This window comes from Aurantiacibacter arachoides, from assembly GCF_009827335.1.
Lineage (GTDB): Bacteria > Pseudomonadota > Alphaproteobacteria > Sphingomonadales > Sphingomonadaceae > Alteraurantiacibacter > Alteraurantiacibacter arachoides.
Window position 1 is genome coordinate 2,451,395 of sequence record NZ_WTYH01000001.1, and the last position, 12,881, is coordinate 2,464,275.

The following is a 12,881-nucleotide window of genomic DNA, read 5'->3' on the forward strand; positions in this document are numbered from 1 at the left end:
GACCGGAGCGCAAGGCGATACGAGAAAAAGGAACACAAGGACGTGAAGCCCGTGCGCTATTCCTACTCCATTACCTCCGCTCTCCTGCTGGGCGGCGCTGCCGTCTCGCTCATCACCGGCATCCCCGCCGGCGCGCAGGTCGCGCAGAACGACCGCACGCATATGGACAACGTGGTGCCCCGCGCGGGCGCACCGGCCAGCTTTGCCGACCTGACTGCGCAGCTGCAGCCGGCGGTGGTCAACATCTCCACCCGCCAGTCGATCACCGTCGACCCGCAGCAGCAGGCCAACCCTTTCGAGGGCACGCCGTTCGGCCAGTTCTTCCAGCGGCGTCAGCAGGCCCCCAGCGGCCCGCGCACGCAGGAAGCGACCTCGCTGGGATCGGGCTTCATCGTTTCGGCCGACGGCTACATCGTGACCAACAATCACGTCGTCGCGCCCGATGCCCGGGCCACGCTGGAGGAGGTGACCGTCACCCTGCCCGATGGAACCGAATATACTGCCGAACTAGTCGGCACCGATCCGCAGAGCGATCTCGCAGTACTCAAGATCGAGGGGCGCAGCGACTTTCCCTTCGTGCGCTTCGGCGACAGCTCGCAGGCGCGCGTCGGCGACTGGGTGATCGCCATCGGCAATCCCTTCGGCCTTGGCGGCACGGTGACGAGCGGCATTGTCTCCAGCGTGCTGCGCAACGTCGGATCGGGCGCCTACGACCGCTTCCTGCAGACCGACGCGGCGATCAACCGCGGCAATTCGGGCGGCCCGCTGTTCGACATGCAGGGCAACGTCATCGGTATCAACAACGCCATCCTCTCGCCCTCGGGCGGCAGCGTGGGCATCGGCCTCGCCATCCCGGCGGAAACCGCTGCACCGATCGTGCAGCAGCTGATCCGCGGCGAGGCGATCGAGCGCGGTTACCTCGGTGTCTCCATCCAGCCGGTGGATGACGATATTGCCGATGCCCTCGGCATCGACCGGGCGCGCGGGGAGCTGATCCAGAGCGTGCAGCCGGGCGAGGCCGCCGAGCGTGCCGGCCTTCGCGCGGGCGACGTGGTGCTGTCGGTCAACGACGTCGAGGTCACCCGCGATTCCACGCTGAGCTATATCGTTGCCAACATCGCGCCGGGCACGACGATTCCCGTCACCTACATCCGCGAAGGCGAACGCCGCCGGGCAAACGTGACCGTCGGCCGCCGCCCGAGCGAGGAGGCGTTGCGCCAGCAGCAGATGTTCCAGAACGAGGACGATGCTCCCGGCCAGACGCAGCCTGCCGACGACAACAGCCTTGTGACCCAGCAACTGGGTATCCGGGCCCTGCCGATCGATCCCACGATCGCCCGCCAACTGGGCGTGCCTGCCGATACCAGGGGCCTCGCCATCGTCGATGTCGATCCGAACTCCGACGCGGCGCGCCGTGGCCTGGCGCGCGGGGTGATGATCCTTGCCGCCAACGGGCGCGAGGTGCCCACGATCGAGGCGCTGGAAACCGTGATCCGCGCGGCGCGGAACGAAGGTCGCGGGGCGATCCTCCTGCGCATCCAGGCGCGCGGCGGCCAGCCGCAGTCGATCCCGGTGCGACTGGCCAGGGACTGATCCCGGATCGCATCGTGAACCGAAGCAAACGGCGCGGCGTCAGTCGCGCCGTTCGTTTATGATCTCTGCTGGCCGACGCGGCTGCGCGGGCGGCGTGTCGCCCGGGCGCTGCCCCGTGGCCCGTTCCAGGAAATCGTCGCTGGCTGCAGGGGGCGGCTCGGCGCGGCGTGGCTGCGGCTGCGCGGGTTGTGTGCCAGGTTGCACGGGCTGGGGATCGAGCGGTGCGCGCGGATCGCGCCGCACGTTTGCGCCCTCGCCCTCCACATCGAAACCGTCCTGGCCGCGCTGGCGGCTGGTGCGGCCAGGCTCGACCAGGTTACCCTGCTCGTCGATGTAGTAGTAATAGTCGCCCTCGTCGCCGTAATAGAACTCGTCATCCGGTTCGAGCTGCCATTCGGGCAGTTGCAGATCGGTCTCGAACTCCTCCACCGGGCGATCGCGCACGGCATAGCGCATGAAGGCGGCAAAGGCAGCGGCGGGCGCGGTGCCACCCTGCAACCCGGTGACGCGGCCGTTGTCGTCGCGACCCATCCACACGCCGGTCGTGATGCCGCTGGAAAAGCCGACGAAATAGCCATCGTTGTTGGAATTGGTGGTGCCCGTCTTGCCCGCCACAGGCCGCCCGATCTGCGCCGCGCGCCCGGTGCCGGTGGCGACCGCGGTTTGCAACAGGTCGGTGATACCGGCGGCGACATAGTCCGGCACCAGGCGATAGGGAGTGGCCGCCTCATGCTGATAAAGCAGGTCGCCATCCGCCGTGGTGACCTTGGTGATGCCATAGGGATCCACCGAGTTGCCGCCCGCCGAGACCGCGGCAAAGGCGCGCGTCATATCCACCAGGCGCACCTCGTTCGACCCCAGCACCATGGAGGGATAGGTGTTGATTGGCGTGGTGATGCCAAAACGCCGCGCCATGCTGGCGACGTTGGAAAAGCCGACCTCGTTGCCCAGCTGCGCCGCGACCGAGTTCTTGGAATAGGCAAAGGCGGTGCGCACGTCGATCTCGCCGGCATAGCTGCCGCCCGAGTTGCGCGGGCTCCACCCGTTGATGGTCACCGGCACGTCGTTCACCGTATCATCGGGCGTGTAGCCCGCTTCCAGCGCGGCGAGATAGACGAACAGCTTGAACGAGGATCCTGGCTGGCGCATCGCGTCGGTGGCGCGGTTGTAGCTGCTGTCGACGTAATCGGTGCCACCGACCATCGCCATCACCGCACCATCGCGATCGAGGCTGACGAGCGCCCCTTGCGTGCCCTGCCCCGGCACGTTGGACTGGATCGCGGTGGTCGCCGCGCGCTGCATGCCGACATCGATCGTGGTCCATACCTCGATCGGTTCGAAGGTGTTGTTGGGCAGCAGCAGGTCCAGCTGCGGCAGCGCCCAGTCGGTGAAATAGCGGATGGAGTTCTGCCCTTCGGTCTCGCGCAGGTTCACCGCCTCGACGTCCACTTCGCGGGCCACGGCGGGATCGAGATCGCCGTACTTCACCATCTGGTCGATCACCACGTTGGCGCGGCCGACCGCAGCCTCAACATCGGCGGTGGGCGAATAGCGGCTGGGCGCCTTCACCAGACCGGCGATGATGGCGGCTTCCTCCAGGCTCAGTTCGCGCGCGGAATGGCTGAAGAACCGCCGGCTGGCGCTGTCGATGCCGTAGGCGCCGCCACCGAAATAGACCTTGTTGAGGTAAAGCTCGAGGATCTGTTCCTTGGTGAAGTTCCATTCCAGCGCCAGCGACAGGATGCCCTCGCGCAGCTTGCGGTCGAGCGAGCGGTTGGAATTGAGGAAGACGTTGCGCGCCAGCTGCTGGGTGATGGTGCTGGTGGCGGAAACCTGCCGGTCCTCGCTGACGGCATTGTAGACCGCGCGCGCCAGGCCGGCGGGATCGACGCCGATGTGCGAATAGAACCGGTGATCCTCGACGCTGACCATCGCGTCCTTCATCACCTGCGGGATTTCGTCCGAACGCAGCCATTGGCCGTAGCTCGGCCCGAGCTCCACGATTTCCGACCCATCGCGCGCGCGCACGAGGATGGTCTGGCCGACCTGGCTTTGCTGAAGGGCGACGTAGGACGGCATCGAGCGGGCGGCGAAGTAAACCGCGGTGAACAGGCCGATGGCGCCCAGCACCGCCACCACCAGTCCGGTGACGAACAACCGCCTGGTCCACCGCCACACGCCGGCCTTCCAGCCGCGCGCCTCTTCGTCGCGCGCACGGGCAGCCGCCGCAGCGCGGCGTGAGCGGGTTCCCCGCCCCGTTCCCCGATTATTGGAGCCAGTGCCCCGGCTTCTCGCCATCAGCCCTCAGTATCCTGCAACGCGCGCCACTTAAGGCGCGCGGTGTGCATAGGGCAATCGTAATCCGGCGTGAACGCCCTAACGCTCAGTCGCCCGCTTTATCCTCCGGTTCGAAGTCGAGGGCTGCCGAATTGATGCAATAGCGCAGGCCTTCAGGGCCCGGACCGTCGGGAAACACGTGCCCCAGGTGCCCGGCGCAGTTCGCGCAGACGACCTCGGTGCGAACCATGCCGTGCGAGGCGTCCTGGTTCATCCGCACTGCCTGGCCGTCTGCCGGAGCGGTAAAGCTGGGCCAGCCCGATCCGCTGTCGTACTTGTCCGCGCTTTCGAACACCGGCTGGCCGCAGCCGGCACACTTGTATTCGCCGGCGGCCTTGTTCTTGTCGTACTTGCCGGTGAAGGCCCGCTCGGTCCCCGCCTCGCGCAGCACATGATACTGCTCGGGGCTCAGCTTCTCGCGCCATTCGGCATCGGTAAGGGTCGTCTTCTCGGTCATTGCTGTCCTTTCACTTGCGCCTCCGCGCAAGCGTCCTCGGTGCTTTTCGCTCCGCTACGCTGCGCGGCACCTGCGGGCGGCCGTTCGGCCTTGCGGTCGCTACGCGCCCGAACCAGTGCTTACTTCGAAAATATATATCGGTTCGCGGCCAGCGGACCGCAAGGGCGACCGCCCGCCCGCAGTGGGCGCAGCTTGTCTGCGCGTCTAACGAGGATGAAGCCGCGGAGACGGCTTCACAACAAATCACGCGTTGACGTCCGCGTAGTTGCGCGGGGGCGGCAGGCCTTCCATTTTCTGGCGCAGCAGCGGGGCAAAGCTTGGCCGCGATTTCATCACGCGATACCAGCCGTGCGCGCTGTCGTGGCCCGTCCAGTCCATATCGCCCAGGTAATCGACTACGGAAAGGTGGGCGACGGCGGCGAAATCGGCAAGGCTCAGCTGGCTTCCCGCCAGCCACCGGCGATTGTCGATCAGCCAGTCGATGTAGTCGAGATGCTCGTGCAGCAGGCGGCGCGCGGCCGTCAGCGTGCGGCTGTCGGGGGACTGGCGCAGCACTAGGCGCTTGCGCATCTTTTCGTACATCAGCGGGGCGGTGATGTCGCTGTAGAAGCTCTCGTCGAACAGGGCCACCAGCCGGCGCACCTCGGCACGCGCCCGCGCCGTGCCCAGGATCAGCGGCCGGTCGTCGATCGTCTCTTCCAGGTATTCGCAGATCGCCATGGAATCCATCAGCGTGATGCGCTTGTCGGGATCGTGCAGCACCGGCACCCGACCCGCCGGGTTCAGCTGGCGGAACCGCTCGTCCGCGTCCCACGGGTAGAGCGTGACCAGTTCGTAGCCGATTTTCTTCTCGCCCAGCGCGAGCTGGACCTTGCGGCTGAACGGGCAGAGCGGGAATTGGTAGAGGTGCCACATACGTGGACAACGCTCATGCCCGAAGGCCATGGCGCGGTCCAGCGCAGGTTGCGGATTATCGGTCGGTTTCCGGCAGTTCGCGCCGCATCCGTTCACCCATCGCGCGCATCTGCGGCAGCATGTCGCCAAAGGCCCCGGCCATGGCCGCCATCGCGCCCATCATCTGCGGCACCTGCTCGGCCACGCGCACGGGCGCATCGGCAGCATCCGGGCCGAGGAGATCGGCGACGCGCGCATCGGGATCCACGGCCGGGCCCTCGCCCCCGGTCATCTCCGCCATCGCTTCGGCCAGCGGGCCGACGCGCATTTCCATCAGCGCGCCCACCAGCATCGCCGCCATCAGCCCGGCCTGTTCCTGCACCACGGGGTCGTCCATCCGCTCCACCGCGCCGGCGAGCGGGTCATTGTCTGCATCCTGCGCCAGCGCGGGCAACGGGGCTGCGGCAGCGGCAAGGGCAAGGGTCGCGATCAGGGAAAGGCGCATGGGTCTCACTCCGGTTCGATCAGGCGCCGATGCCTTAATCCGACCTGCGCTTTCGGTGTGCTGAACGGTGCTACTGCGCCGGCAGCAGCGGCAGGCACGCCGGCATGACCTGCGCCAGCGTTCCCCTGGTGCGGATGTCGCGCGCCTCGGCAGAGAGCGCGGCGGCCACGGCCGCGCGGTCCAGCCCCGCCTCCTCCATCACCCGCGCCGATGCCCGGACGAAGAACTCCCGCCCGCGCTGGCGCAGGTCGGGATAGGATTGCACGGCGGCATCGCCCGTTTCCTGCCCGTGGGCGGTGATGGCGAACGCGGCAGAGCAGCGAACCAGCATCCGCTGTTCCAGGCTGAGCGCCGGCGGCGCGTCCTGCCCGGCGGCAGACAGGGCAGCAGGAACGGCGACAAGCGCGAGGGCGGCGAACAGGCGGATCATCGGGGCGGCTCTAGCGCGAGGGAAATGAACGCCAGCTTCACGCCCTTGGCAAGGCGCGGAATTCCATCCCCGGTCAGCGCCGGTTTCGCAATATTGCGTCATCGCGGCCTCTCGCATCGCTATTCGCGTTGACTCTCTCTGCCCACCCCCGCAATTGTAAGTGAAACATACTAATTGGGAGAGTCGGTATGTCGGACGACAAGCTGGCGGCGCTCGAAGCGCGGCTGGAGGCGATGGAGGCGCGCCTGACGCAGCGCGAGGACGAGCTGGACGTCAAGAAGCTGCAGTATCTCTACGGCTACCTCATCGACAAGTGCATGTACGATCAGGTCGTGGACCTGTTCACCGACGATGGCGAGGTGCGGTTCTTCGGCGGCGTGTGGAAGGGCAAGGAGGGCGTGCGGCGGCTTTATGTCGATCGCTTCCGCAAGCGGTTCACCCATGACACCAACGGGCCGGTCGACGGCTTCCTGCTCGATCATCCGCAGATCCAGCAGATCGTGACGATCATGGACGACGGCGTCACCGCCAGGCTGCGCGGCCGCAGTACCATGCAGGCCGGACGGCACAAGGATTACACCGATCCCGCCAACCCGGTGATGGGCGTGCGCCAGTGGTGGGAAGGCGGCCTCTACGAGAATACCTACCGGAAGGGGCCTGACGGCAAGTGGCGCATCCACGTGCTGAACTACTTTCCGCACTGGCACGCCGATTTCGACAAGGGCTGGGCCTATACCGACGCCGAATACGTGCCCTTTCCCAAGGTTCTCTACCCCGAGGATCCGAGCGGTCCGGACGAGCTGATCGACGACCACTGGCTGTGGCCCACGCACAAGCTGCTGCCCTTCCACATGAAGCATCCCATCACGGGAGAGACAATGGAGGCGGAACGCTGGGAGGGCGACGTGGCGCGGGAGCGGGCAAAGGGCTAGGGCGCGCCCGAACCCATCCCGCGAAGGAGCAACGCATGACCGACTATCCCTCCCTGTACCTGGCGATCGACGGCGAACAGGTCGCGGTCGGCGACCGGCGCACCTTTGCCGTCGTCAACCCCGCCTCGGGCGATACGCTGGCAGAGCTGCCGCTGGCCGATGCCGCCGATCTCGACCGGGCGCTGGACGCGGCCGGGCGCGGGTTCCGGACATGGCGCTACACCCCGGCCGCCGAGCGCGCGCGGGTGCTGCACGGGGCCGCGGCGCTGATCCGGGAGCGGGCCGACAGTCTTGCTCGCATCGCGACGATGGAACAGGGCAAGCCGCTGGCAGAGGCGCGGATGGAATGCATGGCGGTGGCCGGCTGGTTCGATTTCGCTGCCGGCGAATGTCAGCGCCTCTACGGCCGCGAACTGGTGCGCCCCGTCGGCCAGCGCAGCGTGGTGCGGTGGGAGCCGGTCGGCCCGGTGGCCGCCTTTGCTCCGTGGAACTTCCCGCTCGCCAATCCCGGCCGCAAGCTGGGCGCGGCGGTGGCGGCGGGCTGCTCGATCATCCTCAAGAGCGCCGAGGAAACCCCTGCATCGGCGCTGGCCATCGTGCAGGCGCTGTATGATGCGGGCCTGCCGACCGACGTGGCGCAGGCGGTGTTCGGCGTGCCCGACGAGGTCAGCCGCCACCTGCTCGCCAGCCCGGTGATCCGCAAGCTCAGCTTCACCGGCTCTACCGTGGTCGGCAAGCATCTCGCCAAGCTGGCGGCGGACAACATGATCCGCACCACAATGGAACTGGGCGGCCACGGTCCGGTGCTGGTGTTCGGCGACGCCGACGTGGACAAGGCAGTGGCGACCGCGGCCGCCGGCAAGACGCGCAACGCCGGGCAGGTGTGCGTGTCGCCCACGAGGTTCATCGTCGAGGAAAGCGTGTTCGAACGCTTCCGCGACGGCATGGCCGAGCGGCTGGGCGCCACGCGCGTGGGCGACGGGCTGGACAAGGACACCCAGATGGGCCCGATGGCGAACGCCCGCCGGCCCGACGCGATCGGCAAGTTCGTCGCCGATGCAAAGGACAAGGGCGCCAGGGTCGAGACCGGGGGTGAGCGGATCGGCAACCAGGGGTTTTTCTTCCAGCCGACGGTGCTGTCCGAAGTGCCGCTGGATGCCGAGGTGATGCACGAAGAGCCGTTCGGCCCGCTCGCCCTGGTCAATCCCTACGCCGGCGAAGACGCCATGATCGCGGAGGCGAACCGCCTGAACTACGGCCTCGCCGCCTATGCCTGGACCAGCGACGCGCCGCGCCAGCGGCGGCTGGCCGATGCGCTGGAGGCGGGCATGGTGGGGATCAACACGCACATGATCGCCGGCCCAGACGCGCCGTTCCAGGGCGTGCAGTGGTCGGGCCACGGCAGCGAGGACGGGCCCGAAGGCGTCAAGGCCTGCATGGTCGTGAAAGCCGTGCACGAAGGCTAGCGCAACAAGGGGGAGGTGGAGAGGCTGATGACTGATCTGAAAACCGGCGGCAGCCAGGGCTACCTGCGCATCGCCACCGAGGAAGCCTGGGCGACGCAGGAACAGCTCGATGCGATCGTGCGGCTGGTAAGGGAAGGCCGCGCCGACAAGGGCACGCAGAGCCTGTGGGGCTTTTACGGCACCAGTCCGTCGGAACGCACCACCTTCATCCGCGAACGGCTGCTCGACATCGGGCCCCTGCGCATCCAGGCGATGGACGAAAGCGGTATCGACAAGGCCGTGCTCGCGCTCACCAGCCCCGGCGTGCAGACCTTGTTCGACCTCGACGAGGCGCGCGGCATCGCCAGCCGGTCGAACGATCAGCTCGCCGCCGCCTGCGAGCGGTATCCGGATCGCTTCCACGGCATGACCGCGATCTGCCCGCAGGACGCCGATTGGTCGGCCGCCGAATTGAGGCGCGGCAAGGAAGAGCTCGGCATGGTGGGCGTGCAGGTCAACTCGCACACCCACGGCCACTATCTGGACGAGCCGCAGTTCGACCCCATCCTGCGCGCCTGCGCGGACATGGACATCCCCCTCTACATCCATCCCCAGGGCCCGCCCGACGCCATGATCGGCGGCATGGTAGAGGCAGGTCTGGAAGGCGCGATCTTCGGCTTCGCGATGGAGACGAGCTATCATGCGCTGCGCCTGCTGACCGGCGGCGTGTTCGATCGCTACCCCGGCCTGAAGCTGGTGCTGGGCCACGGCTGCGAAGGCCTGCCGTTCTGGATCGACCGCTTCGACTACATGCACCAGGCAGGCATCCGCTCGGGCCGGTACGAGCGGATGAAGCCGCAGCGCCACTCGCTCCACCATTACCTGCGCACGAATGTCTGGGGGACCAATTCGGGCCTGCCCAGCCCCGCCAGCATCCGCCTGATGATGGAGGTGATGGGCGAGGACCGCGTGCTCTACGCCATGGATTACCCCTACCAGTTCGTGACTGACGAGGTGCGCCTGCTCGACGCCATGGACATGGCGCCCGCGGCCAAGCGCAAGTTCTTCCAGACCAATGCCGAGGCACTGTTCGGGATATGACCGTCGTGCCGGCCCCCGCATCTCCCATGGATCAGGGCGCTGCCACGCCGCCCGCCGGCATTCCGATCAGTCGCTATGGCTGGCACGCCATCGTGCTGATGAGCGCGGCGCAGATGATGTCGATGCTCGACCGGCAGATCCTGTCGATCCTGGCCCCTGCCATCAAGGCGGACCTGGGCGTCGGCGATGCGGAGATGGGACTGCTTTACGGCACGGTCTTCGCGCTGTTCTATGCCTTGTTCTCGCTGCCGCTGGGGCGGCTGGTGGATGGCTGGGACCGCACGAAGCTGCTGGCGATCTGTATCGGCACCTGGTCGTTCTTCGCCGGGCTGGCCGCCTTTGCCAACGGCTTCGTGCTGCTGGCGATCAGCCGCCTGGGGGTGGGCGTTGGCGAAGCAGCGACGCAGCCGGCGGCCAATTCGATCCTGTTCGACAGCCTGCCCCAGGGCCGTCGCGGCATCGGCATGGGCGGCCTTGCCGTCGGTCTCGCACTCGGGCTTGGCCTGTCGATGGCGCTGGGCGGCGTGGCGGCGGACTGGTGGAACGCGCGCGTCGCGGCGGGCGGTGCCAGCTTCGGCTTTGCCGGCTGGCAGTTCGCCTTCATTGTCGCCTCTCTCCCCGGCTTTCCGCTCGCCTGGCTGATCTGGCGCCTGCACGAACCGGTGCGCGGGGCGATGGACGGCATTCCGGCCCGGCCCGATCCCGCCCCTTTTCGCGCCAGCACCGCCGTGCTGGGCGCGGTGACGCCAGGCACCAACTGGCTCAACCTGTGGCGGCGCGATGCCGGCGCGCGGCAATGGGCGATCAACCTTGGTGGCCTTGCGCTGATCCTCGGCGTGGCCACCACGCTGGTTGCGATCACCCGCGCCTATTCACCACGCCCGCCCCTTGAATTCGGCGCCATGTCCCTCGACCCGCACGTGCTGCAATGGGGCGTCTTCGCCTTTGGCGCCTTCGTGGTGCTGAACCTGTTCCAGAACTTCCGCCTGACCGACCGGCCGACCTACAACGTTGTGCTCAGCCCCTCGCTCATCATGCTGATGGTGATGGGCGGACTGCAGACCGCGATCAATTACGGCGTGATGTTCGCCAGCCCGCAGATCCTCAACCGCCAGTTCGGCCTCAGCATGGGCGAGGTAGGCCTGCAATTCGGGTTGCTGTCCGCGGTGCTGGCGGCAATCGGCGCGTTGATCGCGGGGCCGCTTGCGGACTGGCTGACCTTGCGCAGGGGCAATCGCGGAATGCTCTGGCTGGTGCTGCTCTCGCTCGGCCTGTCACCCCTCGCCGGGATCTGGACCTACAGCGCCGATAGCGCGAGCGAGTTCTACGTGCGCTTCACCGTCTATGCGCTGATCCTCACCCTGTGGCTGCCGCCGACCTATGCTCTGTTGCTGGGGCTGGTGCTGCCACGGATGCGCGGGATCGTGTTTTCCACCTATCTGGTCATCATGACGTTGCTGGGCCAAGGGCTCGGCCCCTACGTGGTCGGCATGATGTCGGACCGCAACGGCGGCGATCTTGCCGCCGCCCTCATCCAGGTGAACTGGGTCGCCCCGGTGATCGTCGCGCTGCTGGCAATGGTGCTGGTGCGCTACGCCCGGGACGAGGCATCCATGCTCGACCGGGCACGGGCGGGGGGCGAGCCGGTATGACGACCGTCCGCGACGCAGCCTTTGCCGTCTTCGCCCATTTCGGGGTGGACCGCATGTTCGGCAATCCCGGCAGCACCGAATTGCCCATGCTGAAGGGCCTGCCCTTTCCCTACGTCATGGGTTTGAACGAGGCCGTGGTGGTCGGCATGGCCGATGGCTATGCCCGCAGCAGCGGTGGCCCTGCGCTGGTCAACCTGCACAGCGCGGCGGGCACGGGGCACGCGCTCGGCAACCTGTTCACCGCGTGGAAGAACAATGCGCCGGTGGTGGTCACTGCCGGCCAGCAGGCCCGTTCCATCCTTCCCTACGACCCCTTCCTCTTTGCCGAACGGCCGAGCGAATTTCCGCGCCCTTACGTCAAGTTCGCGATCGAGCCCGCGCGCGCCGAGGACGTGCCGCTCGCGCTCGCCCGGGCCTTTGCCGTGGCGCTGACCCCGCCGATGGGCCCGGTGTTCGTATCGATCCCGGTCGACGACTGGGAACGCGAATGCGCGATGCCCGCCCTGCCCCAGCTGACGCTGCGCCCCGTCCCGCCTGACGCGGGCATCGCCAGCCTCGCCGCAATCATCGACGGTGCTGAGAGGCCCGCGCTGGTGCTGGGCACCGGGGTGGCCAACGCGGGCGGATGGGCCAGCGCGATCCGTCTGGCCGAGACATGCGGGGCCAGCGTCTATGTTGCGCCCTACGCCGCGCGCGAGGTGTTTCCGGAAGATCATCCGCAGTTCGCCGGCTTCCTGCCCGCCTGGCGCGACAGGATCCGCGATCAGCTGGCCGCGCACGATGCGATCCTCGTCGCCGGGGCGCCGGTCTTCACCTACCATGTCGAGGGGGATGGCCCGCACTGGCCACCCCATGCAAGGCTTGGCGCGCTGTCGGACGATCCGGCGCATCTCAGCAATCTGCCGGGCGGGCTGGGTGTGCTGGGCGATGTCGACGATGGCCTTGTCCGGATCGCCCATCGGCTCGCCCCGCGCCCCTTTGCGGGGGATCGCAGCGCGCCGACACAGCCCGATCCGCAAATGACAGCCGCCCACGTCCTTGCCCGGATTGCCGCCCTGCGCCCGGCAAACGCGGTCATCGTGGAAGAGGCGCCCACTGCGCGCGGGCCCATGCACGATGTGCTGCCGATCCTTCGCGAGGGCGGGTTCTATACCTGTGCCAGCGGCGGGCTCGGCTATGGCCTGCCCGGCGCGCTTGGCGTGGCGCTGGGCCAGCCGGACAAGGTCATTGCCGTGCTTGGCGACGGCGGCGCGATGTACACGGTGCAGGGCCTTTTCACCGCCTTCCAGGAAAGGTTGCCGATCAGCTTCGTGATTCTCAACAACGGCGCCTATGCCGCCCTCACCGGCTTTTCCGGCGAGTTCGGCATGAACCATGTGCCCGGCTGCGACCTGGCCGGTCTCGACTTCGTCAGCCTCGCGACGGGGATGGGGATCGCGGCAAGGCGGGTTGATTCGGTCGATGCGCTGGACGAGGCGCTCGGCTGGAGCCTTGCCGAGGAGGCAGCCACGGTGCTCGACCTGCGCATTGCCTGA

General features: G+C 67.7%; 11 protein-coding genes. 6 read left to right on the forward strand and 5 right to left on the reverse strand.

The genetic code is table 11. The annotated features are described in order from the left end of the window. Positions 1–51: 51 nt before the first annotated feature. Complete coding sequence (locus tag GRI62_RS12005; RefSeq protein WP_131453906.1) at positions 52–1,593, forward strand: Do family serine endopeptidase; 1,542 nt, start codon at positions 52–54, stop codon at positions 1,591–1,593. 39 nt (positions 1,594–1,632) lie between these two features. Here GRI62_RS12005 and GRI62_RS12010 read toward each other — a convergent pair whose 3' ends face one another. The 5 genes from GRI62_RS12010 to GRI62_RS12030 all read right to left on the reverse strand — a co-directional run bounded on the left by GRI62_RS12010 (position 1,633) and on the right by GRI62_RS12030 (position 6,216). Continuing rightward, a complete protein-coding gene (locus tag GRI62_RS12010; RefSeq protein WP_131453557.1) occupies positions 1,633–3,891 on the reverse strand; it encodes a PBP1A family penicillin-binding protein in 2,259 nt (752 codons plus the stop codon). A gap of 85 nt (positions 3,892–3,976) precedes the next feature. Beyond that, on the reverse strand, positions 3,977–4,387 hold the full coding sequence (gene msrB, locus GRI62_RS12015; RefSeq protein WP_131453558.1) for a peptide-methionine (R)-S-oxide reductase MsrB: 411 nt from the start codon (positions 4,385–4,387) through the stop codon (positions 3,977–3,979). A 243-nt stretch (positions 4,388–4,630) separates the two neighbouring features. Next, entirely contained in the window at positions 4,631–5,302 is a 672-nt protein-coding gene (locus tag GRI62_RS12020; RefSeq protein WP_131453559.1) for a glutathione S-transferase family protein, read from the reverse strand. A 55-nt stretch (positions 5,303–5,357) separates the two neighbouring features. Beyond that, complete coding sequence (locus GRI62_RS12025) at positions 5,358–5,786, reverse strand: hypothetical protein (protein ID WP_131453560.1); 429 nt, start codon at positions 5,784–5,786, stop codon at positions 5,358–5,360. 70 nt (positions 5,787–5,856) lie between these two features. Further along, positions 5,857–6,216: a hypothetical protein gene (locus GRI62_RS12030; protein WP_131453561.1), complete on the reverse strand. Its 360-nt coding sequence runs from the start codon at positions 6,214–6,216 to the stop codon at positions 5,857–5,859. 188 nt (positions 6,217–6,404) lie between these two features. Between GRI62_RS12030 and GRI62_RS12035 the strand changes: the two genes are divergently transcribed. From GRI62_RS12035 to mdlC, 5 genes are read left to right on the forward strand one after another with little or no spacing between them, the layout of a single operon-like run. Further along, entirely contained in the window at positions 6,405–7,148 is a 744-nt protein-coding gene (locus GRI62_RS12035) for a nuclear transport factor 2 family protein (protein WP_131453562.1), read from the forward strand. A gap of 35 nt (positions 7,149–7,183) precedes the next feature. Next, positions 7,184–8,614 carry an NAD-dependent succinate-semialdehyde dehydrogenase gene (locus tag GRI62_RS12040; protein ID WP_131453563.1) on the forward strand — a complete coding sequence of 477 codons (1,431 nt, stop codon included), beginning with the start codon at positions 7,184–7,186 and terminating at the stop codon, positions 8,612–8,614. 27 nt (positions 8,615–8,641) lie between these two features. Beyond that, a complete protein-coding gene (locus GRI62_RS12045) occupies positions 8,642–9,694 on the forward strand; it encodes an amidohydrolase family protein (protein ID WP_188669390.1) in 1,053 nt (350 codons plus the stop codon). After that, the gene (locus tag GRI62_RS12050) at positions 9,691–11,346 is read left to right on the forward strand and encodes an MFS transporter (protein WP_234027450.1); all 1,656 of its coding nucleotides are present in this window, start codon (positions 9,691–9,693) and stop codon (positions 11,344–11,346) included. The genes GRI62_RS12045 and GRI62_RS12050 overlap by 4 nt, the downstream gene beginning before the upstream one ends. Further along, entirely contained in the window at positions 11,343–12,881 is a 1,539-nt protein-coding gene (gene mdlC, locus GRI62_RS12055; protein WP_131453564.1) for a benzoylformate decarboxylase, read from the forward strand. Before GRI62_RS12050 ends, mdlC begins: the two co-directional genes overlap by 4 nt.